Source organism: Zymobacter sp. IVIA_12111.31 C1 (genome assembly GCF_047495495.1).
Taxonomy (GTDB): domain Bacteria; phylum Pseudomonadota; class Gammaproteobacteria; order Pseudomonadales; family Halomonadaceae; genus Zymobacter.
Window position 1 is genome coordinate 1,248,080 of sequence record NZ_CP179930.1, and the last position, 23,790, is coordinate 1,271,869.

16 protein-coding genes and 1 tRNA gene are annotated in these 23,790 nt (G+C 58.2%); 11 read left to right on the forward strand and 6 right to left on the reverse strand.

Going from position 1 to position 23,790, the window contains the following annotated elements; genetic code table 11:
• Positions 1-101: 101 nt before the first annotated feature.
• The 4 genes from aceF to ACMHYW_RS05590 all read left to right on the forward strand — a co-directional run bounded on the left by aceF (position 102) and on the right by ACMHYW_RS05590 (position 4,570).
• A complete protein-coding gene (aceF, locus tag ACMHYW_RS05575) occupies positions 102-2,072 on the forward strand; it encodes a pyruvate dehydrogenase complex dihydrolipoyllysine-residue acetyltransferase (protein WP_414501239.1) in 1,971 nt (656 codons plus the stop codon).
• A gap of 230 nt (positions 2,073-2,302) precedes the next feature.
• Positions 2,303-2,959, forward strand: coding sequence for an adenylate kinase (gene adk / locus ACMHYW_RS05580; RefSeq protein WP_414501240.1), 657 nt, complete (start codon positions 2,303-2,305; stop codon positions 2,957-2,959).
• A 94-nt stretch (positions 2,960-3,053) separates the two neighbouring features.
• Positions 3,054-3,803 carry a tRNA (adenosine(37)-N6)-threonylcarbamoyltransferase complex dimerization subunit type 1 TsaB gene (gene tsaB / locus ACMHYW_RS05585; protein ID WP_414501241.1) on the forward strand — a complete coding sequence of 250 codons (750 nt, stop codon included), beginning with the start codon at positions 3,054-3,056 and terminating at the stop codon, positions 3,801-3,803.
• Entirely contained in the window at positions 3,803-4,570 is a 768-nt protein-coding gene (locus ACMHYW_RS05590; protein WP_414501242.1) for a class I SAM-dependent methyltransferase, read from the forward strand. The genes tsaB and ACMHYW_RS05590 overlap by 1 nt, the downstream gene beginning before the upstream one ends.
• 167 nt (positions 4,571-4,737) lie before the next feature.
• Here ACMHYW_RS05590 and hmpA read toward each other — a convergent pair whose 3' ends face one another.
• Positions 4,738-5,910, reverse strand: coding sequence for an NO-inducible flavohemoprotein (gene hmpA, locus ACMHYW_RS05595; RefSeq protein ID WP_414501243.1), 1,173 nt, complete (start codon positions 5,908-5,910; stop codon positions 4,738-4,740).
• 423 nt (positions 5,911-6,333) lie between these two features.
• Positions 6,334-7,011: a YecA family protein gene (locus ACMHYW_RS05600; RefSeq protein ID WP_414501244.1), complete on the reverse strand. Its 678-nt coding sequence runs from the start codon at positions 7,009-7,011 to the stop codon at positions 6,334-6,336.
• Between the two features lie 160 nt (positions 7,012-7,171).
• Between ACMHYW_RS05600 and ACMHYW_RS05605 the strand changes: the two genes are divergently transcribed.
• Both ACMHYW_RS05605 and ACMHYW_RS05610 read left to right on the forward strand, forming a co-directional pair.
• Positions 7,172-7,753, forward strand: a complete 582-nt coding sequence (locus tag ACMHYW_RS05605) for a SprT-like domain-containing protein (RefSeq protein ID WP_414501245.1) — start codon at positions 7,172-7,174, stop codon at positions 7,751-7,753.
• Positions 7,754-7,971: 218 nt separating this feature from the next.
• The gene (locus ACMHYW_RS05610) at positions 7,972-8,634 is read left to right on the forward strand and encodes a response regulator (RefSeq protein WP_414501246.1); all 663 of its coding nucleotides are present in this window, start codon (positions 7,972-7,974) and stop codon (positions 8,632-8,634) included.
• A 739-nt stretch (positions 8,635-9,373) separates the two neighbouring features.
• Here ACMHYW_RS05610 and hemN read toward each other — a convergent pair.
• Positions 9,374-10,765, reverse strand: a complete 1,392-nt coding sequence (hemN, locus tag ACMHYW_RS05615) for an oxygen-independent coproporphyrinogen III oxidase (RefSeq protein ID WP_414501247.1) — start codon at positions 10,763-10,765, stop codon at positions 9,374-9,376.
• A 148-nt stretch (positions 10,766-10,913) separates the two neighbouring features.
• Between hemN and ACMHYW_RS05620 the strand changes: the two genes are divergently transcribed.
• Positions 10,914-11,189 (forward strand): hypothetical protein, encoded by a 276-nt coding sequence (locus tag ACMHYW_RS05620; RefSeq protein WP_414501248.1) that lies wholly within the window; start codon positions 10,914-10,916, stop codon positions 11,187-11,189.
• Positions 11,190-11,310: 121 nt separating this feature from the next.
• On the opposite strand, the gene cydC is transcribed toward ACMHYW_RS05620, so the two are convergent.
• Together cydC and cydD are read right to left on the reverse strand one after the other, a co-directional pair.
• The gene (gene cydC, locus ACMHYW_RS05625; RefSeq protein ID WP_414501249.1) at positions 11,311-13,077 is read right to left on the reverse strand and encodes a thiol reductant ABC exporter subunit CydC; all 1,767 of its coding nucleotides are present in this window, start codon (positions 13,075-13,077) and stop codon (positions 11,311-11,313) included.
• A complete protein-coding gene (gene cydD / locus ACMHYW_RS05630; RefSeq protein ID WP_414501250.1) occupies positions 13,074-14,888 on the reverse strand; it encodes a thiol reductant ABC exporter subunit CydD in 1,815 nt (604 codons plus the stop codon). The genes cydC and cydD overlap by 4 nt, the downstream gene beginning before the upstream one ends.
• Before the next feature lie 280 nt (positions 14,889-15,168).
• On the opposite strand from cydD, the gene gltX reads away from it, so the two are divergent.
• The gene (gltX, locus tag ACMHYW_RS05635) at positions 15,169-16,659 is read left to right on the forward strand and encodes a glutamate--tRNA ligase (protein ID WP_414501251.1); all 1,491 of its coding nucleotides are present in this window, start codon (positions 15,169-15,171) and stop codon (positions 16,657-16,659) included.
• Positions 16,660-16,801: 142 nt separating this feature from the next.
• Positions 16,802-16,877 (forward strand) — tRNA-Ala (locus tag ACMHYW_RS05640).
• Positions 16,878-17,498: 621 nt separating this feature from the next.
• On the opposite strand, the gene gltA is transcribed toward ACMHYW_RS05640, so the two are convergent.
• Entirely contained in the window at positions 17,499-18,800 is a 1,302-nt protein-coding gene (gene gltA, locus ACMHYW_RS05645; protein WP_414501252.1) for a citrate synthase, read from the reverse strand.
• Positions 18,801-19,172: 372 nt separating this feature from the next.
• Here gltA and ACMHYW_RS05650 point away from each other — a divergent pair, with 372 nt between their 5' ends.
• Positions 19,173-21,938: a 2-oxoglutarate dehydrogenase E1 component gene (locus ACMHYW_RS05650; protein WP_414501253.1), complete on the forward strand. Its 2,766-nt coding sequence runs from the start codon at positions 19,173-19,175 to the stop codon at positions 21,936-21,938.
• Positions 21,939-22,104: 166 nt separating this feature from the next.
• Positions 22,105-23,583 (forward strand): 2-oxoglutarate dehydrogenase complex dihydrolipoyllysine-residue succinyltransferase, encoded by a 1,479-nt coding sequence (gene odhB, locus ACMHYW_RS05655; RefSeq protein ID WP_414501254.1) that lies wholly within the window; start codon positions 22,105-22,107, stop codon positions 23,581-23,583.
• Positions 23,584-23,790: the final 207 nt, after the last annotated feature.

Genomic DNA, 23,790 nt, shown 5'->3' on the forward strand with positions numbered 1-23,790 from the left:
GGTTTCGGTTCGATGTCTTCATATTCGTAGCCGTAACGGTGCATCTGCCCTCTGGGTCATGACGACCGCGGTCAGATGACAAGGTGATGAGGAACGCGACCTTGAGTACTGAAACGATCAAGCTTCCCGATATCGGGGTGAGCGATGCCGTCGAGATCATCGAAATCTCGGTGAAGGCAGGGGACGAGGTTAACGCCGAAGACACCCTGCTGGTACTGGAATCCGACAAGGCTTCCATGGATATTCCTGCGCCGCATGCTGGCCGCATCGGCAAGGTGCTGGTCAGTGAGGGCGATAAAGTGTCCACCGGTGATCCGATCATCGAGATGATCACTGAAGGTGGATCAGAAGCGCCCGCTGCCGAAACCGCACCGCAACAGACAGCCCCTGAAGCCGTCGCAGCGCCTCAGCAGGACGTAGCACAGCCTGCCCAGAGCACGACGCGCATCGTTGACATTCACGTGCCGGATCTGTCTGGCAGCGACGATGTACCGGTCATTGAGCTGGCGGTCAGTGAAGGCGATACAGTGGATGCCGAAGATTCGCTGATTACGCTGGAATCTGACAAGGCGTCCATGGACGTGCCCAGCCCCTATGCGGGTCGCATTGTGTCGCTGGCCGTGAAGGAAGGCGATCACGTGTCCACGGGTGATCTGATCGGTCAGATGGAAATCACCGAGCAGAGCGCACCCGCCGCTACCGAAGCACCTGCTCAGGCCGCACCGGCACCGCAGCAGGTGGCTCCGTCACAGCCGGAAGCTGCTCCGGCAGCCAGTGCTGAACCGCAGCGCCGTGAAATTCGCGTACCGGACATTGGTGGCAGTGAAAACGTTCCCGTGATCGAAGTGGCGATCAGCGTCGGCGACGAGATCAGCAAGGAAGATACGCTGATCACGCTGGAGTCCGACAAAGCGTCCATGGACGTGCCTAGCCCGTTTGCAGGCAAGGTGGTCGAGGTGGCCGTCAAGGAAGGTGACACGCTGTCTGAAGGCGATTTGATCGGTTATATCGAAACCGCAGGCGAAGCGCCCAAGCCTGCTGCACAGCCGGTTCAAGCAGCTTCTAGTGCGGAGGCACCCCAGCAGGTCGCGCCGGTCAAAGCTGCCCCCACGGAGCCGAGCACCGAAGCACTGACCGCTGAAGAACGCGATACCTCTAGCAGCGTGCATGCCGGTCCTGCTGTGCGTATGCTGGCACGCGAACTGGGCGTTGATTTGACGCAGGTCAAAGGGTCTGGCCCGAAAGCGCGTGTGCTGAAAGAAGACGTGCATACGTTCGTCAAGCAGCGTCTGAATCAGCCGGCGGCGGCCTCCAAGGCAGCGGCTACTGGTGGTGCGGGTATTCCGCAGATATCGGCGATCGACTTCTCCAAATTTGGCGAAATCGACGTCAAACCGATGGGACGTCTGCTGCAGGCAGGGGCGAACAACCTGCATCGCAGCTGGCTGAACGTGCCGCACGTCACGCAGTTCGACGATGCTGATATCACGGAACTGGAAGCCTTCCGCAAGTCCATGAAGGACGAAGCGGCGGCACAGGGCGCGCGTCTGACGCCGCTGCCGTTCATGATCAAGGCCTGCGCCTATGCGCTGCGTAAGTTCCCGCAGTTCAACGTTTCGCTGCATCCCGATGGCGATAAGCTGATTTGGAAGAACTACGTCCACATCGGTATCGCGGTCGATACGCCGGACGGCCTGATGGTGCCGGTATTGCGCAATGCGGATCAAAAAAGCGTCATTCAGATCGCGATCGAAATGGCAGATCTGGCTAAACGCGCACAGGATAAGAAACTGACGCGTGACGAAATGACCGGCGGTTGCTTTACCATTTCGAGCCTTGGCTCGATCGGTGGTACGGCCTTCACGCCAATCGTCAACACGCCAGAAGTGGCGATTCTGGGCATTTCCAAGGCGCAGATGAAGCCGGTATGGGATGGCCAGACCTTCCAGCCGCGCCTGATGTTGCCGCTGTGCCTGTCCTACGATCACCGTGCGCTGAACGGCGCGGACGGTGCGCGTTTCACCACGTACCTGGCGCAGTTGCTGAGTGACATTCGTCGACTGCTGATGTGATGTCCAACGACGATTTAGCCTTGAAGACCCGTGGTGCATGTCGTCAGGGGTCGCATGAAAGCCTCATCGTCGGTATAGTCTTATCATGACAGAGTGACCTGCCTAACCGCAGCGTCATCTGCAGAGCGGCCCTTCGGGGCCGCTTTGTCGTGATTAATCCCCAAGGCATAGGGCGTTGGCTCTGTGCCGTGCTTGTTTCAACGCAATCCGATTTTCAGGAGACCACTCTCATGCGTTTGATCCTGTTGGGCGCTCCGGGCGCAGGCAAAGGCACTCAGGCTCAGTTCATCTGCGAGCACTATGACATTCCGCAGATTTCCACGGGCGACATGCTGCGTGCTGCGATCAAGGCGGGTACCGAGCTGGGCCGTCAGGTAGAAGAGGTCATGGCCAAAGGGCAGCTGGTCTCCAATGATCTGATCATCGCACTGGTCAAGGAACGCATTGCGCATCCTGACTGCATCAATGGCTTCCTGCTCGATGGTTTCCCGCGCAACATTCCGCAGGCTGATGCGCTGAAGGATGCCGGTGTCGAGATCGACCACGTTGTCGAAATCGCCGTTGAAGATGACGAGATCGTCAAGCGCCTGTCTGGCCGTCGCGTGCATGAAGGCTCCGGCCGTACCTATCACGTCATCTACAATCCGCCGAAAGCAGAAGGCAAAGATGACGCAACGGGCGAGCCGCTGATCCAGCGCAAGGATGACCTGCCGGACACCGTGCGTGACCGTCTGAAGGTCTACCACGACCAGACCGAACCGCTGGTAGCCTACTACAGCGAATGGGCGCAGAAAGCGCCGTCTGAAGCACCGAAATACCACCGCGTTAATGGTATCGGTGCCCTGGATGATATTCGCGCTGAGCTGCTGAAAGCACTGGAAGGCTGATCTTTCCAGCCCTTCGAAGGACCTTGGCCCATCTGTGCTGCGCGCAGGTGGGCCTGCCGTTTCTGTTTGGACCCATTTCGATAGAGGAACTCCCATGACGACCGTGCTCGCGTTGGACGCAACGTCTAGCGCATGTTCTGCGGCGGTGTGGCGCTGTGCGGGCGACGATTTGACCACCGCCCAGCTGTTCGGGCGCTACGAGATTGCGCCACGCGCGCATACCCACAAGCTGATGCCGATGGTGCGCGATGTGCTGGCCGAAGCCGGGCTGACGCTGGCGGATGTCGATGTCGTAGCGTATGGCCGCGGGCCGGGGGCATTCACGGGCATTCGCATTGCCGCAGGCATGGCGCAAGGGCTAGCACTGGGGCTGGATCGTCCGATGGTGGCCGTTTCCAGCCTCGAAGCGTTGGCACTGGGGGCCGCGCTTCAGCAGGGCGATGTGCAAGCGCAGCCCGTCGCTGCGCTGGGCGCGCTTGATGCGCGAATGGGAGAGGTCTATGTCGGTGGCTACCTTGTGGATCTTGCGCAGCCTATGCGACCGCAGATGACGGCGTTCATCGACGAGCAGGTCTGTGCGCCGGAAGCGATCCTCTGCTCCGCTGTATTGCCGGAGCGGATCGTGGCGGCGGGTGCAGGTCTGGCGTTCAGCGAACGTTATCCGCAGCCGCTGGCGCAAGCGATCACGGCCGCGAACGTTGATGCCGAACCGGATGCTGCATGCATCGCACGTCTGGCGGCGGGGGCCTATCTGGCTGGTAAGGCCGTTGCGCCTGAACTGGCTCAGCCGGTCTATCTGCGCGATAACGTGGCCACGCGCTCGACACGGAAGCCGCTCGACTGATGGCGGTGATATGGCGTGATGAGCACGCACGCAGTCTAGCCGAGCGCTATGGCGTGACGGCAGGCTCGGACGAAGCATCACCTCTTTGGCTGGAGATGCGCCCCGAAGGTCTAGTGCTGGGGGGGGATGAGTGCACTTATGGTCACCCGATCAGCGTGGATTTTGTCGGGGGCAAGGCCGCTCATCGGCGTCGATTCGGCGGTGGGCGAGGGCAGTTGGTGGCGCGAGCCTGTGGGCTGACCAAAGGAGTGACCCCCAGCATCGTCGATGCTACGGCCGGGCTAGGGCGCGATGCGTTCGTACTGGCAAGTCTGGGCGCTAGGGTGCTGATGGTTGAACGAGTGGGCGCCATTGCGGCGCTGCTGGATGATGGACTTGCACGTGCGCGCGGCGCTGATGATCCTGATGTAGCCGCTATTGCGACGCGGATGCAGCTGGCATGCGGTGACTCGACTCGGCACCTGGCTGATATCGTGGCCGCTCAGGCGTTCGATGCGCGGGTCGTTCATCTTGACCCCATGTTTCCGCATCGCGAAAAGTCGGCACTAGTGAAGAAGGAAATGCGCGTGTTTCAAGCGCTGGTTGGGGCCGATGACGACGCGCCACGTCTACTTGAGGCCGCTCTGGACGTGGCGACACATCGTGTTGTGGTCAAGCGTCCTAAAGGTGCGGCCCCCATTGCTGGGCCTGCACCGAACCATGTGATCGAAGAGAAGAACAGCCGTTACGATGTTTACGTGCATCGTTCTCTCAAGCGCTCAGAGTGATGTTGACGTAGCGTGCTGCCATCGCAGTAAACCGGTCAATGACAGCAACCAGACAATAGTAAAGGCGAACCTACGGGTTCGCCTTTTTTCTTTCTGTGGCGGTTGTTTTCGCCTCTGATATCCCAAAGCGGCTACTGTGGCTTGGTTTGGAAACAGGGGCTGGCGCTTCAAAGCGTCTTGTGGGGGCCGAAGCACTCATAGTGAATGCGATCATCAGTCACGCCATGCTCCAGCAGCAGCGCTTTCATGTTGACCATAAAGCTTGTCGGGCCGAGTACGTAGATGTGGAAGGTGTCACCAGCAGGTAGCCATGAGCGCAGGCAATGGCTGTCGATATGGCCGACAGCATCGGGGCCATCATGGGCCAGCGGCTGACTGAAGCACAGTTTCAGGGTCATCCTGTCCTGAAGCCCGGCCTGCTGAGCGAGGAATGTACCAAACGTCAGCGTCTGGCTGTTGTGAGTGGCATGGAGGAAATGTACCTGCCGCTGCTGCTCCAGCGCTTCTTCCAACAGCGGAATGGCGGGAGTGATCCCGATACCCGCTGTCAGCAATACCACGGGGACCTTGTCTTCCCCCAGAATGAAATCACCTGCCGGAGGGAAGATGTCCAGCTCATCACCGATCTGGCGTTCATGCAGATAGCCTGAAGCGCGTCCATTAGGTACATGCTTAAGTGTGATTCGTAGGCTCCGGCCGTTCGCGCGATTGGATATCGAGTAATTGCGGCGTACCTCTTCTCCCTCGATCATTAGGCGCACGCCGATGTACTGGCCCGCCTGATAGTGGAGTATGGGACCGCCATCGGCAGGCACCAGCGTCAGCGAGCGTACATCTTGGCTTTCTTGCTTAATGCTGTCGATGCGGAAGCGACGGCTGCCACGCCACCCACCAGGCTGCGCCGCATTCTGTTCGTAAAGTTGTTCTTCCTTACCTATCAACAGATCGGCCAGCTGCTGATAGGCGACTCCCCATGCCTGCAGTACCTCATCGGTTGCTACATCGGCACCGAGTACTTCTCGGATGGATTGCAGCAGGCAGTTACCGACAATGGGGTAGTGTTCGGGCAGAATCTGTAGCGCAACGTGCTTGTTGACGATCCGGCTGACCAGCGGCGTCAACGGCGACAGATCGTCGATATGGCGAGCGTACATCAGAACGCTGTTGGCCAGTGCGCGAGCCTGATCACCGGTGGCCTGGTGCGTCTGATTGAAGAGTGCGCGGACCTCTGGGTGAGTCTCAAACATCAGCGCATAGAAATGGCGCGCCAGTGTTTCCCCACCGCTTTCCAGCAGCGGAACTGTGGCTTGAATGATGGCTTTCTGTGCCTGAGTCAGCATGGATACTATACCTTTTTGGTGTGAAATTCATTTCAATAGAGCAAACCGCATGCCAGTTCTATTTTTACTTTTATATCAGCATGTTGAATATTTTGATTCTCATAATGATATGAAAAAATAGGTGTCATTATGATTGGGCGGTATCAAAATGACAGTGGTGACGGGTGACGGGTGACGGGTGACGGGTGACGGGTGACGGGTGGCAGAGAGCAGAGAGCAGAGAGCAGAGAGCAGAGAGCAGAGAGCAGAGAGCAGAGAGCAGAGAGCAGAGAGCAGAGAGCAGAGAGCAGAGAGCAGAGAGCAGAGGCGGGTAGGTATATCTAGGGGATGCTGTGCGGCCATCAAGGAGCCGGGGCAGCGGCGTATCACGCGGGGTGGAATGCAAAGGCCGCGTTGTGTGCGGCCTTTGAGGGCGAGCGAGTGTCAGCGGCGGCGATTCTTTTTCTGACCGCCTTTTTTCTGTTGCGCAGCCCCTTTCTTCGGTCCATGCGCTTTCGGTTTCTCTGGCGGTACGCGATACAGCAAGTACAGGTCGAGGGTCAGGTCGGGCAGCTGACGTGCAAGGTGATTGGCCTGTTCGTGGGAGCTAGCCATGGCCGCCAGATCGGGATCTTCTTCTTCGAACAGTTCAGACAAGGCCATGAATGGCAGCAGCAGTTGCGCGGCCTGTTCTTCCTGTTCGCTGAACCATGCATCATCTTGCATGAAGACGCCGGTCATGAAGCCAGCACACCATTCGCCAACCGGGGTGTCGATCGGGCTTTCGTCGACGTCGATCTCTAGGTCAAAGGGCAGTTCGGGAATCTGGCCGCTTTCCAGTACGTTGGCGGCATTGGCATGCAGAGTTTCGAGGTGGGCCAGAATGCGGTCATGCTGCGTGGCATCTTCGAAATTTGGTTCACCGTTGAAGATTTCGGCGACCCACAGCTGTGCTGGCGTTGCAGCAGGCGAGATTGCCAAAGCCATCAGGAACCCATGAGTCCCGAACAGCGTCAGTGCTTCAGGATCAACGCGGTCGCTGTCGAGAAACTCAAACAGCTCATCCATAGCGTCGTCATCAAGCAGTGGCACCTGTGGCGCCTGCTCTTCATTGCCGGACATTCGGGCACTCCCACACAGATCAAGGGACGGCGGCGGACAGGGCCGCACATCGTTAAAGAAGGCACATTAAGGTATGTGCCGTCGAAAATAGAGCGATATTGGCGTTATTCTAACAGGGTAATCGCACTTGGGCAGGGCCTTATGGGAGTTTGTGTGTCGAATGAAAAGCCGTTTACCTGAGCGCATCAATGCGCTGGCGTGCGAGCTACCAGATGAATGGCAGGAGAGGCTGGCCTCGGGCGATGATAGCGCCTGTAGAGCTGTCGTTGAACTGCAGGCACAGCGCTGTCTAGCGCATGCGCGCCGCTATTGGCCATCGTTACCCGCACCCGACATCCGCTTCGATTTGAAAGGGTGCAGTGCAGGGCAGGCGCACTTTGGCCATCGCGCGCTGCGCTTCAATCGCATCATGTTGGCAGCACAGCCGCGTGCTTTTATCGAAGAAGTCGTGCCACACGAAATGGCGCACTGGGTCGATGTGCTCGGTGTTGTATCGAAAGGGAAGCCGCATGGACCGGTATGGCGCTGGTTGATGGTGCATCTGTACGGGCGGCAGCCACACGTCACGCATCGTTTTGACACGACGACCAGCACGCCCACGCCTTGGCATTATGGTTGCCACTGTACCGAAGGGCACTGGCTGACCGTGCGTCGGCATCGTCGCATTGAGCGAGGATATGCTTACCGTTGCCGCCGTTGTGGGCAGCAATTGCGTTTATTGGGCTGTGAACCGAAGGCATAGTCGTTTACGATAGCGGTTCAGCGGCAATTCGTCCGTCGGCGTTGCGCTGCATCTGGGGTATCGTCATCTGCAAGTTGCCGACGGCTGGCGTCGCACTGTATAGCATGATGGTACCGGTCAAGCATCGAAGGCACCGTGCCTGTAGCTTGCGGGTATCGGGCTGAACGCGGCTCCGCAGCCAGTGGGCTGTGCTGCAGAGACGATACGGAGAGGATTTCATGACCGTAGCGCAGAAATTCATCGTAGCAGATGATCATCCATTGTTCCGTGCAGCGCTCAAACAGGCGCTTCAGGCAGGCAATGAAGGTGTACAGATCGTAGAAGCGGACACCATGGAGGCTACGCTGGCGCGTGTCGCCGAGCATGGCGATGCCGATCTGGTACTGCTGGATCTTCATATGCCGGGTGCCCACGGTTTCTCGGGGCTGATCCAGCTGCGTGCCCAGGCTCCTGAAGTACCGGTGGCTGTCGTCTCGGGCAGTGAAGAGGCACGTGTGGTACGCCGTGCCATCGACTACGGCGCTTCCGGCTTCATTCCCAAATCCGCTTCATTGAACACCATCGCCGAAGCGATTGCCGAGATCATGGACGGTGAAGTCTGGTTGCCCGAAGGCATGGAAGACGTGCTGGGCGATGGCGATGAAGAAGACTCTCGCTTTGCCGAAGCCATCGCTTCCCTGACGCCGCAGCAGTTCCGCGTACTGGGCATGCTGACCTCGGGCCTGCTTAACAAACAGATCGCCTATGACCTGAATGTGTCTGAAGCCACCGTCAAGGCGCACGTTACTGCGATCCTGCGCAAGCTGGGCGTTCATTCCCGCACACAGGCCGTCATTGCAGCACAGCGTCTGGAAATCGATCCGCCACGCATCGAAGGCTGATCCCGACGCAGTAATATTGACGCAGGCCACTGACGGCGAATGCGTCTGAAGTGTGACATGTGGCGTTGAGCGTAGCATCTGTCGCTGACACATCCTCTCAACGCCCATTGGGTAGTGACTGTGCATCTCTGTATGTGCTGTCACGGTAGCGTCTTTTCTGCGCGCTGTTACCTTTTTAGTGCGGCCGCTATCATTACAACTGCTGCCTGTAATACCAATAGCCGCCAGAATAAATCGCGCGGCCTATGCTTTTTATCCCGCTCTCTATCTTCTTCCCTTGCGGGCTTCTTGTTTTCGCCGTTCGAATATTTCTTCTGGTCTGCTTGTTGTCTCCCCACGTTGTCGTTCTGATCGAGCTGTACCGAACGAGTCATTACGCCCGAGGCGCATGTTGGCTGTCCGCTGTTTCTCTACATCGTGCCCGCACGGCTACCTACCTATGACGCGCCTGTATACATGACGTGAATAACGTTCCTTCCTTTTGCGCATACCGGCGTTGGATATGAGTCTCTTTGCGTTCATTTGATAGTGTGAACCCGTGGGTTACGGTGTTGATGTGGCGCTCTTCATCAATATTTCGCGTGAATAAATCGTGGGGAAATAGCGATAGGTGGCATAGGAGTGTTTGGTGAGAGAGCCGGTGTTCGATACATGACATGTGATGATGCCTACACACTGAATAGCAAAAGGCCCCAGCGCGGGGGCTGAGGCCTTTGTCTTATTCGCAAGGCTTCTGGGTTCAGATGACTTTTGAATAGTGCTGATGCTTGTCGCGGCGCAGGTAGACATCGAAGCAGGCTGCTACGGTGCGTACGAGCAAACGGCCTCGCGGGGTGATGGTGATCGCATCGCGGCTGACGTCGACCAGTCCGTCGGCGGCGAGGGGGGCCATCAGTGCCATGTCGTCAGCCATGTCACGGCAGAAGTCGATGCCATAGCGCTGTTCAATGGCGGGAATGTCGAGCCGGAACTGGCACATCAAGGTGTTGATTATATCGCGGCGCATGATGTCATCAGGTGTGAGCATAACGCCTCGCCATAGAGCATGGCCCAGCGTATTGACGGTATCCTGATAGGAGGCGACGTCCTTGACGTTCTGCGCGTAGGCGGTATGGAACGAACTGATGGCTGAGACGCCCAGTCCTAGCACGTCGGTATCGCCGCGCGGCGTATAGCCTTGGAAGTTGCGATGTAGGTGCCCGTTGCGTTGCGCTGCCGCCAGTTCATCATCGGGGCGTGCGAAATGGTCCATGCCAATGAAGTCGAAGCCGCCTTCCGTCAGACGCGCGATCGCCATCTGCAGCAGTTCGAGCTTTTCTTCAGCCTTGGGCATGTCCTCGGTGTGAATTAGTCGCTGTGATGGAAAGTGATCAGGCAGATGGGCATAGCTGAACAGGCTGATGCGATCGGGGGCCAGTGCCAGCGTGCGTTCCAGCGTATAGGCGAAGCGCTCGGCGGTCTGCAGCGGCAGGCCATAGATCAGGTCGATGCTGAAGGAGCGGAATCCGAGCGCGCGGGCGCGTTCACGCAGACCGAAGATCAGTTCATCGTCTTGTTCGCGATGAATGGCCTTCTGAACCTCGCTGTTGAAATCCTGTACACCGATGCTCAGGCGGTTGAAGCCTTCTTCGTGTAGCTCGTCGATGAGCGTGGGCTCGATTCGGCGCGGATCGACTTCGATTGAAATTTCGGCATCGGGTGCGAACTGGAATGCCTTGTGCAAAAAGGCCAGTACGCGACGGCGCTGGTCAAGGCTGAGAAAGCTAGGGGTACCGCCACCGAAATGCAGCTGGACAACCTCGCGGCCAGCAAATTGCGCGCCACGTGTGATGACTTCCTGCTCCAGGGTGTCGAGGTAATCGTCAACGATATCAAGCTGGCGTGTCACCACCTTATTGCAGCCGCAGTACCAGCACAGCGTGTGGCAGAAGGGGATGTGCACGTACAGTGAGAGAGGGCGTCCGCGACCTTCCTCAATCGCCTCTTCCAGATCATCGTCCTCAAACCCTTCATGGAATTCCAGCGCTGTTGGATACGAGGTATAGCGCGGGCCTGCGTTGTCATAGCGGTGAATCAGTTCGGGGTCCCACTCGACCGTCAGTGCGGCCGTCGGGGTGGCGGATGACGACATGTGAATTCTCCCTGAAAAGCGTCTGGCAGCACATTGCGACAGTGCGGCCTTTGAATGTCCTTCCTTGGCCTTAGTATACCGCAGCCCTACGCGAAGGCTGTGAAAAAGAAGCCTTATCCTTCAGCGCATCAACGAGCGATGCTCTTGTTTGCACGGTCTGTTCTTTAGGGGCGATTTCCTCTGCCAAGTAGAGATCACGGGGACTGTTCTGACTGCTAGTGGTGTCGTGAACCGCGATAACAGTGAATTTATTAAAGACGAACGGTTCCGACTGCTTTCCGGCGATGATCTAGAGAACATGGTGGTGGTGTTTCGTCACCCCAGTACCCCTACATTGAAGGAAGGCCAGCAGTTTAAGGCAAAAGGCGTGATTACTCAGGTCGACACGCAGTTTGGCTGCATGATTTTGATGGAAAGTGGCTGAATTCGTCACAGGCAAAGGCCTCATGGCGCTGAAAGCGTGTCATGCCGACAGTGAAAATCCCCGCGTACAGTTAATGCTGTGCGCGGGGCTTTTTTGATGGACCTTGCTGGCGTGGTGCCTACTATAGGGTCAGATGGCGCAGCATGCCTGCAAGGCGGCTGTCCGGGCAGTCCTGCAGTTCGCGTGGCGCGCCCTGTTCGATGATGCGTCCCTGTTCAAAAATGGCGACGCGATCGAAGAGCGTCAGCGACTGCAGATGGTGGGTAATAACCACTAGCGTGCGTCCCTGGCAGCGTGCGATCACCTCGTTCATGACCCGTTGCTGAAGGGCTATCTCAAGCCCTTCGGTCGGCTCGTCCAGCAGTACGATGGGGGCATCGACCAGCAGCGCACGCGCCAGTCCGAAGCGGCGCAGCTGCCCGCCAGACAGAGAACTACCACCTTCATCCGGCCAGCTGTCTAGTCCTGCGGGCAGGCTGTCCAGCCAGTTGCCCAGCTGCAGAGCGCGCAATACGTCTTCCAACTGCTCGTCACTGGCATTGGGGGCTGCTAGCAGCAGGTTGTCACGCAGCGACGCACTAAACAGCTGCACATCCTGAGGCGCAACACTGAACAGACGGCGCAGTGTTGTCTCGCTCAATGCCTTGATCGGCACATCGCCCACGATAATCTGGCCAGCGTCCGGTTCGATGAAGCGTACCAGCGCATTCAGCAGGGTTGTCTTGCCGCCGCCCGACGGGCCTAGCAAGGCGGTATGCGTACCCGCAGGAAGCTGGAGCGATACGTGCTGCAGCACAGGGTGGTTGTCAAAGGCGACGCTGAGTTGGTCAATGGTGATGTCGTGGCTGTGCGGGGTGGCAGTATCTGCATGAGGGAAGCAAATATCCGGTACCGCTGATGTCAGGTCGTTGATACGGCGCGCTGCGCGCTGGATGCGCCCCAGATGTTGCCACGCCTGAGGCAGCATGGCGATGGCTTCGAACGCTCCCAGTACGGTAAGGGCCATCAATGCCACCAAGGTGGGGTCTAGATCGTGCTGTGTGACCCAGATGCCCGCCAGCCATAGCACGCCGGTTACCGTCAGCCCCAGCAACAGCTGCGATAGCCACTGCGACTGCCCCCACTGGCGCGCCAGTGTCAGTTCGATATCGTCGCGTTGACGCTGGCCGTCAAGCAGAGCGCGTGAATTGGACTGCCAACGCCCATACAGTAGCAGCTCCGGCAGTGCCTGTAGTTGTTCGAGCAGGCGGCGGCGTAACTGCCCGTTGCGTTGCTGCCAGTCATCGGACAGATGGTGGCCGCGGCGCCATGCAATGAAGGGGCCGATCAGTCCGCTGAACAGCAGCGCCAGTGCAGCAAACAGTCCGATAGGCAGTGCGAACCAGCCAATGACGGCACCGCACAGACCGATGGCGACCATGGCGACCGTTGAAGGAATCAGTACGCGCAGATAGAGGTTGTCGAGCGTGTCGATATCGGCCGTCAGTCGTGTCATCAGCTCGCCACTGCCCAAACGTTGAAGCGCGGCAGGGGAGAGCGGCTCAATGCGCAGATAGGTTGAGCGGCGTAGTACCGACAGCAGCTTGAGCGTGCCTTCATGCGTTGTGACGCGCTCTCCATAGCGGCTGGCGGTACGCGTGATGGCAAAGAAGCGCACGCCCGCCGATGGAATGGCGTAGTTGAAGGCGATGCGGGTAGCTTCAAGCAGTCCTGCCACCGCTGCGCCACTGATGAACCAGCCGGAGAGCGCCATAAGGCTGACGCTGGACACTAGGGCTATCAGGTTGAGCAGAAAGCCGGTGCTGAGCAGTAGCCAGTAAGGCTTCATCTGGGCCAGATAGGGCCACAGTTCACGCAGACGCAGTGGAGCGCCGTGGGAAGATGTCATGACGGCTCTCCTTGGGTATCCAGATCGGCGCGTGCGGTGTCGATGACGTTGGCCAGTGGGCCGTGGGGCTGACTCAGAGCGCTCAGCGTATCGAAGGCACGCACACGACCCTGTTCCAGCAGCAGGATGCGATCAGCCTGATTGAGCAGTGACAGACGATGAGTCAGCATGATGACCGTGCGGTTCTTGCTAAGTGCAGCAATGGCGCGGTTGACGATGCGCTCGCTCTGCTGGTCGAGACTGGCTGTTGGTTCATCCAGCAGCACAAGCGGTGCATCGCGCAGAAAGGCGCGTGCCAAGCCGATGCGGCGTGCCTGACCGCCGGAGACCGGCTGGCCACCGTCACCGATGCGCGTGTGCAGTCCCTGCGGCAGCTGGTTGGCCCAGCAGCGCAGGTCGGTTTTGTCGAGCGCTTCCCATAGCCGATCCTCGTCAATCGGCTGGTCGTCCGGTAATGCAATCGTGAGGTTGTCGGCCAGCGTGCCCGAAATCAGCGCATTGTGCTGTCCGACCCAGCTTAGTGCGTGCTGCCACTCGGACGTCAGCAGATGGTCAAGGCGTTCGCCCGAGTGAAGGGTGATGGTGCCCTGTTCCGGCTGCATGAAGCCCAGCAGAGTGGTCAGTAGGGTGCTCTTGCCCGCGCCGCTGGGCCCGATAACGGCAATGGTTTCCCCCGCCGCCACGGAAAAGCTGACATCGTTCAGGGCCGGCGATGCCTGGCCTGGATAGCGACAGCTAACGTGATCAAGTGTTATGCCCAGCGTATCCGGCACTGCCCAGTGCTTCGCCGCTGTAGTGCTAGCCTCGGCGGGTTGTGACGCTTCGGTCAGCAGTGGCATCAGTACTTCGGCTGCCGCTTCCGCTTCGGCCTTGGCATGGTAGTGAACGCCAAGATCGCGCAGCGGCTGATAGAACTCTGGCGATAAAATCAGCATGAACAGGCCGCCGAACAGGCTAAGCCCCTTGCCCCAAGTGCCGAAATCAAACTGACCCAGATAGGTGAAGCCGATATAGGTGGCCAACAGGGCAATCGAAACAGATGCGAAGAACTCCAATGCGCTAGAGGAGAGGAAAGCCAGACGCAACACCTTCATGTTGCGCTGACGGACCCCTTCGGAGACCGCATAGATCTCATTAGCTTGCTGATGGGAGCGCCCAAGCAGACGCAGCGTCGGCATCCCCTTCAGTGTATCGAGGAAGTGGCGGCTCATGCGATGGGTTTCGGTCAGCTGCTGGTCTTGGAGGTTCTTGGCTCCCCAGCCGATCATTGCCATGTTGAGTGGAATCAAGGGGCCTGTGATCAGCAGAATCAGCGCGGCGGCCCAACTGACTGGCAGTACGGCGCAGAGAATGATCAGCGGAATCATACCGCAGAGCAGCATCTGCGGACGGTAATCGGCGTAGTAGTTCTGTAGCGCATCGACCTGATCCCACACCTGATTGCCCAGTGCGGCGCTGTGCTGGCGCTGGCTCCAAAGTGGGCCTCGTTCACCGATGCGGCGCAACACGTCTTCTCGTATCGACTGGCGAATTGCCAGGCCACAGCGTACGCCCGCTTCGGTACGTAGCCAGGCCAGTGCGCCGCGTCCCAGAAAGGCTACCGGCAGTATGATTAAGGGCAGGGTCAGCGAGGACAGAGGTGCATGCTCAATGGCAAGCCGATACACCACGCTGGCAATGGCCCATGCTTGCAGCAGTAGCAGCAGAGTAGACCCGGTCGCTGCCAGCATGATGACCCGATTCCAGCGACCGCCGCGACTGGCATTGGCGCGCAGCCACTGAGCGGGTGTGGGCAGGGGGTGTGATGACATGAAAACTCCAACGGAAACCAATCAGTGAGAAGACGGGCACTGCGAGCAACGTGCATTTCACTTCATAAGAATAGGTGCATCGTGCGCTAGCCGAATCGACATGGCATAAAAAGCACGAAGGGGTGAATGCGCTCGCCAATCTGGCAGGTCATGCTGATGCCTGCATCAAGTTCGCGTATGATAGCGTTTAATGTACACAAGGATACCCGTGCAAAGAAGTCATCTTTGCTGGGATATCCTGCCATCGTTCGATCCTGTTCCCGTATCTCAAGGGGTAATCATGACTGTTCGCACGCGTATTGCGCCGTCACCTACCGGTGATCCTCATGTAGGCACTGCCTACGTTGCGCTGTTCAACCTGTGTTTCGCTCACCAGCACGGTGGCGAATTCATCCTGCGTATCGAGGATACCGACCGCGAGCGGTCGACCCGTGAGTCTGAGCAGATGATCTTCGACTCGCTGCGCTGGTTGGGCATTGAGTGGAAGGAAGGCCCGGATGTCGGTGGCCCCCACGGCCCCTATCGCCAGAGCGAGCGCGGCGACATCTATACTCAGTATGTCGATCAACTGCTGGCCTCTGGTCACGCGTTCAAGTGCTACCGTACGCCGGAAGAGCTGGACGCACTGCGCGCAGAACGCAAAGAAGCCGGCAACTTCATGGCGCTTAAGGCAGAAGACCTGCAACTGCCCGCTGATGAAGTCGCGCGCCGCGAAGCCGCGAATGCACCGTATGTCGTGCGCATGAAGGTACCGCGCGAAGGTACCTGCATCGTCAAGGACATGCTGCGCGGCGAAATCGAGCTGGACTGGGCGCAAGTTGATGCGCAGATCCTGATGAAATCCGATGGAATGCCGACCTACCATCTGGCCAATGTGGTAGATGACCATCTGATGGAAATCACCCACGTGCTGCGCGGTGAAGAGTGGATCAACTCGGCACCGAAGCACCAGCTGCTGTATGAGTACTTCGGTTGGGAAATGCCGGCGCTGTGCCACCTGCCGCTGCTGCGCAACCCAGACAAATCCAAGCTCTCCAAGCGCAAGAACCCTACGTCGATCAATTACTATCGCCGCATGGGCTATCTGCCGCAGGCCGTGCTGAACTACTTGGGCCGCATGGGGTGGTCAATGCCTGACGAGCGTGAAAAGTTCTCGCTCGATGAAATGAAAGCGAACTTTGACGTTACGCGCATCTCGCTGGGCGGTCCGATCTTCGATCTTGAGAAGCTGAACTGGCTCAATGGCCTGTATCTGCGTGAAGAGCTGACGGATGATCAGTTCATCCGCGCTATGCAGGAATGGGCGTTCAACCGCGAGTATATTGATCAGTTGCTGCCTGAAATCCGCCCGCGGATCCAGAAACTGACGGACGTTATCCCGTTGGCAGGGCACTTCTTCGCTGGGCTACCCGATGTAGCGCAGGACGACTTCGAACTGATCAATCTGCCGGTCGAACAGCAGAAGGAGTTGTTGCAGCTGATGGTGTGGCGTTTCGAGAAAGTGCGTCACTGGGACAAGGACAGCCTGTTTGAGCAGGTGAAGGTGCTTTCCGCGCACTACGAGTTGAAACCCAAGCAGCTGCTTGCGCCAGTCTTCATGGCGATCACGGGCAGCCTGACCTCTACGTCTGTCATCGACGCCATGGCCATTCTGGGCTCCGATATGACCCGTGCACGTCTGCGTCATGCCGTCGACGTACTGGGTGGCTTCGGCAAGAAGAAACTCAAGGCGCTGGAGAAAACCGAGCAGCAATTGCCTCTTATCGACTGATGCCTTGACCGGTAGGGGCGCATAATGTACTATGCGCCCCGTCCTTTAACGTGATGCCGCACGAAAACTGGCATGTCAGCATACTTCACCAGTGTGACTGACTCGATACGTTGTCGGTAGCCATACCCATAGCGTTTCGCCTGGGGCCTTAGCTCAGTTGGTAGAGCGCGACGCTGGCAGCGTTGAGGTCATCGGTTCGAACCCGATAGGCTCCACCAATTACTAACCCGAAGCTGCACATCATTGTGCAGCTTCGGGTGTTTCCTCTCTACAGCATGCAATTTGCTGTCATGGCGTGCATTACAGCCATATCCTGCTTGACATTCCCTCGTTTTCCTCTACTTGTCCACTAAGTGCTAGCTGAACGCTACAGCTTTGGCCGCTTATGGCTCACGTTGGGCCGCTATCCCTCTGTATTTGCAATAACTCTTTCAAAACAATGACTTATGATTGATCAAAAAATGATCAATCTGACGAAATCCCTTGCGCCACGGTCGCTATACGCGGGTTGGAAGACGTTTTTCACAGGCTTATCCACAGAAAGTGTGGAAAACCACCCCATCTGACTACATCGGCCGTTTTAGCTGGGGATGAAGTGGAAAACTCAGATAAGCACCACTTTCATGGCGTTGCTCTCCATCTTCCACCGATTGCTTTTTACTATTACTCAGCGTTACGAGAGTGCCCGGCCAGTGGTTCAAAAAGGCTTGGATGAGGAAGGTGGCGCAGGAAAACGGCGAGTGCTCTTGCTCCGTAAGGGTGTGCCGCGCGCTGTTATACAGCTGATAAAAAAAGCCCTTGGCATATGCCAAGGGCCGGAGAAGCATTCGCTGCCTGCGCTACTGATCATTAGGTGTATGCGCGGGATAGTGCCGTTCGGTTGGGCCTACATACAATTGGCGTGGGCGGCCGATGCGGTGAGGGTGACCTGCCATTTCATTCCAGTGCGAGATCCAGCCCGCCGTGCGCGCAAGCGCGAACATGACCGTGAACATGTTGGTTGGAATGCCGATCGCACGCAGGATGAGGCCCGAGTAGAAATCGACGTTCGGGTATAGCTTGCGCTCGATGAAGTACGGGTCTTGCAGAGCAACCTCTTCCAGCCGGCGGGCAATCTGTAGCTTGGGATCGTTGGCCATGCCCAGTGCGTCCAGCACTTCATCGCAGCTTTCCTTCATCACTTTAGCGCGCGGGTCGAAGTTGCGGTAAACGCGATGCCCGAAGCCCATCAGACGGAACGGGTCGTTCTTGTCTTTGGCGCGTTCGATATAGCGCTGGATGTTCTCTTCGCTGTTTTCGCCGATATCGTCCAGCATGTTCAGAACGGCTTCATTGGCACCGCCGTGTGCGGAACCCCACAGTGCGGCGATCCCTGCGCTGACGCAGGCAAACGGGCTGGCTCCTGTGGAACCCGCTAGACGTACCGTGCTGGTCGAAGCGTTCTGTTCATGGTCGGCATGCAGCATCAGGATGCGATCAAGTGCGCGGACCACAACGGGGTTGGGGACATGGGGGGCACATGGCGTTGCAAACATCATGTGCAGGAAGTTCTCGGTGTAGCCCAGCTCGTAGCGCGGGTACATAAAGGGCTGGCCAATGCTGTACTTGTAGCACATGGCCGCCAGCGTTGGCATTTTGGCCAGCAGTTGCACGGCAGCCTCTTCGCGATCGCGCGATTCTGCAAAATCCAGCATGTCGTGATAGAACGCTGACAGGCCGCCGATCACACCGCACATGACTGCCATCGGGTGTGCATCGCGGCGAAAGCCGGTAAAAAAGCGTACCAGCTGCTCGTGGACCAGCATTTCCGCCTGCACTTTCGACATGAACTCGGCGTACTGCGATGGGGTGGGCAGTTCGCCGTGAAAGAGTAGGTAGGACAGCTCTAGAAAACTGGAGCGCTGGGCCAGTTCATTAATCGGGTAGCCACGATGGAGCAGAATGCCTTGGGTGCCGTCGATATAAGTGATGGCCGAGGCGCAGGACGCCGTCGACATAAAGCCTGGGTCGTAGGTCAGTAGTCCTTGGGCAGACAGCTGACGCACATCAAGTACATCGGGGCCCAGGGTGCCTGACAGAATGGGGAGCTCAATCGCTTGCCCATCAATATGTAGAACGGCCTGTTTCTTGTTGGATGACATGCACTCATTCCTTACATCGTTGTAGTTATTGTGGGATTAGGAAGGTCTTGGCGTGAGGAGGCGGCGGTTTGCCGTAGACCTGCAACGCTGGGTATCAAGCCAAAGCGTAGAAGACAGTGTGATCCGTGACTGTCAGATGTTGCTCTACGGTTCTTTCAGTGTTACCTCAGTAAGAGAGGATTGTCATCCCCTGCTTGAGGCTAAAAGAACACCGCTTGCACTAAAAGGCAGCGAGTGGGCGAAAAGTCCTCTTAAGCTACCGCGGCAATCTTGCTATATTAAGCCTCTTATCTCCGGTCCTCTTGAATATCGAGGGAGCGGAAGAAGGCCGGCAGAATGACAACACCGATTCGCAGGCAGGTCCGCACGCGCATGAAACAGACACAAAAAAATAGCCGAATGGCGGCTCTCTGGCGCAGTTCGCATATGAATGGCGCCAATGCGCACTATGTTGAGCAGCTGTTCGAGCGCTATCTTGATGCTCCCGACAGCATTCCTGAACAGTGGCGCCATTACTTCGATACCCTCGTCGAAGACTCGAAAGCCCATGTTCCTCTTTCCTCCGTTCGTGAACGCTTTCGCGGGCAGGCTAGCCTTCGCCAGCGCATCGCAGCGCCTTCGCCCGCGGTAACGCGTGAGCAGCAAGTGACCAGCCATGTGCGTTCGTGGATAGACGCTTGGCGTCGTCATGGCCACCGGCAGGCCCATCTTGATCCGTTGGCGCTTCAGACGCCGGAAACGGTGGCCGAACTGGACCCTGCTACGCATGGATTGACGGCGGCTGACCTGGCGCGTGAGCTGGATACACGAGCGCTGGAGCTGCCGCACCATCTGCCAGCGCGTATGACGCTGACGGCACTGCAAGGCTGGCTGGCTGAGACCTATGCGGGAGCGCTGGCTGTCGAAATACCGCTTGATGACCCTGACGCGCGAGCGTGGTGGCTATCGTGTATCGAAGCGCCACAGCGTGCTGCATCACGTGCAGAGCAGCAGGCATTGCTGGAGCGTCTGACGGCCGCCGATGGTTTCGAGCGCTATCTGGCTGGCCGTTACCCGGGGGCCAAACGTTTCGGACTTGAAGGGTGCGATACCTTAATTCCGTTGGTGGATGCGCTGATGCATGAGGCCGCCGGCAAGCTGTCGCACGTCATGATCGGAATGGCGCACCGTGGTCGCCTCAACGTGTTGGTGAATGCGCTGGGTAAGCCGCCTGCGGCCGTCATTGACGAATTTGAAGGGCGTGCGCCGCATACCGGCACCAGTGGCGACGTCAAGTACCATCTGGGTTATCGCAGCACGCGCCAGTTCCCCAATGGGACGCTATCATGCGAGCTGGTGCCCAACCCCTCCCACCTTGAAATCGTTACCCCTGTGTTGCAGGGGGCCGTGCGTGCGCGTCAAGATCAGGACGGTGTACAGGTACTGCCTATCGCAATGCACGGCGATGCTGCATTCGCAGGACAGGGTGTGGTCATGGAATGCCTACAGATGTCGCGCACACGAGCCTTTGGCATCGGCGGCACCGTCCATATCGTCATCAACAACCAGATCGGTTTCACGACGTCACGGGCAGATGATGCCCGCTCGACGCGTTATTGCACCGATATCGCGCACATGTTGCAGATTCCTGTGCTGCATGTGAATGCCGATGAACCTGAAGCGGTGCTGCGTGCCGCGCGTCTGGCGTTCGAATGGCGGCAGCATTCAGGTCAGGATGTGTTGATCGACCTGATTGGCTACCGTCGCCGTGGTCATAATGAAGCTGATGAGCCGTCCGGTACGCAGCCACTGATGTATGCCAAGATTCGCCAGCAGTCCACAGCACAACAGCGCTATGCCGAGCGCCTAGTGGCGCAGGGGCGGATCAGTGCTGAGCAGGTGAAACAACTGGCCGACGATTATCGCGAGTGGCTGGAATCATCCGCGTCGGCCTCAGCGCCGCAGGCGAGCGCTTTTGATGTATCGGCACTGCCTGCATTAACGCCCGAGTCGCTGGTTGCTCTGGGCGAACGTGCCTTTGCCGTACCGGCCGATCTATCCCTTCAGCGACAGGTCGAGCGCGTCTACGAAGACCGCCAGCGCATGCTGACGGGCGAGATACCGTTGAACTGGGGGGCTGCAGAACTGCTGGCATATGCTTCTGTGCTGGCCGCTGGTCACCCCGTGCGCCTTATCGGGCAGGACAGCGGGCGAGGCACGTTCTCGCATCGCCACGCCGTGTTGCACGACCAACAGATGGATAAGGCATGGGTGCCGTTGCAGCACCTTTCTGCACTGCAGGCACCTTGTGTCATACATGATTCGTTGCTCTCAGAAGAGGCCGTGCTCGCTTTTGAATACGGTTATTCAACCGCAGCACCGCAATCTCTTGTGCTGTGGGAAGCCCAGTTTGGCGATTTCGCCAACGGGGCGCAGGTCGTGATCGACCAGTTCATCGCGGCAGGCGATGCAAAATGGGGGCAGCGCTGTGGTCTAGTGCTGCTGCTGCCTCACGGCTATGAGGGCCAAGGGCCGGAGCATTCTTCGGCGCGTCCCGAACGCTTCCTGCAGCTGTGTGCGGAAGAGAATATGTTCGTGTGTACGCCGACGACGCCTGCGCAGATGTTCCATCTACTGCGCCGCCAACTGACCCTCGGCGTAGCCAAGCCGCTGGTGGTCATGCAGCCGAAGAGCCTGCTGCGTCATCGTTTGGCGGTTTCTTCGCTGGAAGCGCTAGCGGACGGCCATTTCCAGACCGTCCTGCCGGACGATCAGGCCGATGCATCGCGGGTAACGCGTGTCGTGCTGTCAGCGGGCAAGGTTCATTATGATCTACTGGCCGAGCACGACGCGCAGGCGCATGAGGATACGGCACTGGTGCGTGTTGAGCAGGTGTATCCCTTCCCGGTCGAAGAAGTGGCCGCTGAGTTGGCACGCTATCCTGCTCTGAAGACACTGGTGTGGTGCCAGGAAGAACCGCGCAACCAAGGTTACTGGCAGGGCGTGCGCGATGCCCTTGACGAGGTAGTGGTGCTGTCGGGTGACCGTGCGAGCGTGCGCTATGTTGGTCGTCCGTCAGCAGCGGCCCCTGCCACGGGTAGCGCTCATCAGCACGCCGAAGAGCAGTGTGCGCTGGTAGAGGCTGCCTTCAAGGCATGATCAAAGCGACCGTATCGCGCTTCAAGCGCTGATGCGGTCTCTTTTTATACGCGCTATGCGTGATATAGACCTAATACACGACGTTTAGATATGTCCGCCGGTTCCCGCCCTGAACCGGAGTAGCTGGATGGATCAGGGCGGAATGCAGGCAAGGAATTGAACGGATATGACTATCGAGATCAAAGCGCCCAGTTTCCCCGAATCCATTGCTGAAGGTACGGTAGTGGGCTGGCATTGTGCCCCGGGCAATCGTGTCGAGCGTGACCAGCTGTTGGTTGAGATCGAAACGGATAAAGTGGTCATGGAAGTCGTCGCTGCCGACGCTGGAACCCTCACGGATATTCTGGTGGCTGAAGGCGAACGCTGCACCAGCGAACAGCTGCTGGGTCATCTGCAGCAAGGGGCCGCTGCCGCGCAGTCGCAAGCGGTGGTCGATTCCGCGGCCGTTCAGCCCGAAGGAAAGACGGTCATCATTCATGCCCCACAGTATCCTGAGTCGGTAGCGGAGGGCACGTTGCTGTTTTGGCATCATCAGGTGGGCGATCACGTTGAGCGCGACGAACTGCTGGTGGAGATCGAAACTGACAAAGTGGTGCTCGAAGTCTGTGCCACCGATGCGGGTACGCTGACGGCCGTTAATGTCGCTGAGGGCCAGCAGGTGACCAGTGAACAGCCGCTGGGTACGCTGCAGTTGGGCAGTGTCATGCCGTCCGCTTCCCCGATGGTCGCCGATACGGATACGGCGGCGCATCCGACCGATGGCGAATGGCGTCTCGCGCCGGCTGCTCGCAAGCTGGTGGCTGAGCACGGTGTCGATATCTCGACGCTGTCGGGCAGCGGCCGCGGTGGGCGTATCCTGAAGGAAGACGTGCAGCGCAAGCTGAAAGGGGCTGCGTCGGTAACGCGGGCTGATCTGCCTAACGCTGAAGAAGACGAATTTCTGCCGCGTCAGGACATGCGCGTGCCAATGAGCCGCCTGCGCCAGACGATCGCCGACCGCTTGGTGCGGGCGCAGCAGACGGCCGCTATGCTGACCACGTACAACGAAGTGGATATGAGCGCTATCCGTCAGCTGCGCGCGCAATACCAAGAGCAGTTCCAGAAAGCGCACGACGTGAAGTTGGGCTTCATGAGCTTCTTCGTCAAGGCATGCACCGAGGCACTTAAACGCTTCCCTGATGTCAATGCTTCTATCGACGGTGATGACATCGTTTATCATGGTTATCAAGATATCGGCGTTGCTGTATCCACCGAGCGAGGCCTCGTGGTTCCCGTGCTGCGCGATACCGATACGATGCAGCTGGCCGATATTGAGCGGCAGATCGCCGATTTCGGTAAGCGTGGTCGTGAAAACCGCCTAACGCTGGACGAAATGACGGGTGGTACGTTCACCATTACCAACGGTGGGGTATTCGGTTCGCTGCTGTCGACGCCGATTCTGAACCCGCCGCAGACGGCCATCCTTGGTATGCACAAGATCGAGGACCGTCCGGTAGCCGTCAACGGTGAAGTGGTCATTCGCCCGATGATGTATCTGGCCTTGTCGTATGATCATCGCATGATCGATGGCAAGGATGCCGTACAGTTCTTGGTGACGGTAAAAGCGCTGCTGGAAGATCCTGCTCGCATCCTGCTGAGCGTGTAATTGATGCCCGTGTCTTTTACCATAGAGGGAAAGATGCGGGGGAATGCTGATCGCCACCTGACGGTTGGCGCATAGCGCACTCGAACGAGCACCGTAGCGTTCGGAAACAGAAGTCGCAGCCTATGGCTGTGCTTCGAAAACCTTCTGGCAGGCACCGCTGTTGCGCGATGTCTGCCATCATTACCTTTATTCATCCATCTCCATCGG

Excerpts from the sequence above, each read along its gene's own strand:
- cydC (WP_414501249.1), bottom strand. The coding sequence starts at position 13,077 with ATGACATCTTCCCACGGCGCTCCACTGCGTCTGCGTGAACTGTGGCCC.
- hemN (WP_414501247.1), bottom strand. The coding sequence starts at position 10,765 with ATGTCGTCATCCGCCACCCCGACGGCCGCACTGACGGTCGAGTGGGAC.
- hmpA (WP_414501243.1), bottom strand. The coding sequence starts at position 5,910 with ATGCTGACTCAGGCACAGAAAGCCATCATTCAAGCCACAGTTCCGCTG.
- ACMHYW_RS05590 (WP_414501242.1), top strand. The coding sequence starts at position 3,803 with ATGGCGGTGATATGGCGTGATGAGCACGCACGCAGTCTAGCCGAGCGC.
- ACMHYW_RS05600 (WP_414501244.1), bottom strand. The coding sequence starts at position 7,011 with ATGTCCGGCAATGAAGAGCAGGCGCCACAGGTGCCACTGCTTGATGAC.
- ACMHYW_RS05610 (WP_414501246.1), top strand. The coding sequence starts at position 7,972 with ATGACCGTAGCGCAGAAATTCATCGTAGCAGATGATCATCCATTGTTC.
- gltA (WP_414501252.1), bottom strand. The coding sequence starts at position 18,800 with ATGTCATCCAACAAGAAACAGGCCGTTCTACATATTGATGGGCAAGCG.
- cydD (WP_414501250.1), bottom strand. The coding sequence starts at position 14,888 with ATGTCATCACACCCCCTGCCCACACCCGCTCAGTGGCTGCGCGCCAAT.
- ACMHYW_RS05605 (WP_414501245.1), top strand. The coding sequence starts at position 7,172 with ATGAAAAGCCGTTTACCTGAGCGCATCAATGCGCTGGCGTGCGAGCTA.
- ACMHYW_RS05650 (WP_414501253.1), top strand. The coding sequence starts at position 19,173 with ATGAAACAGACACAAAAAAATAGCCGAATGGCGGCTCTCTGGCGCAGT.
- gltX (WP_414501251.1), top strand. The coding sequence starts at position 15,169 with ATGACTGTTCGCACGCGTATTGCGCCGTCACCTACCGGTGATCCTCAT.
- odhB (WP_414501254.1), top strand. The coding sequence starts at position 22,105 with ATGACTATCGAGATCAAAGCGCCCAGTTTCCCCGAATCCATTGCTGAA.
- adk (WP_414501240.1), top strand. The coding sequence starts at position 2,303 with ATGCGTTTGATCCTGTTGGGCGCTCCGGGCGCAGGCAAAGGCACTCAG.
- tsaB (WP_414501241.1), top strand. The coding sequence starts at position 3,054 with ATGACGACCGTGCTCGCGTTGGACGCAACGTCTAGCGCATGTTCTGCG.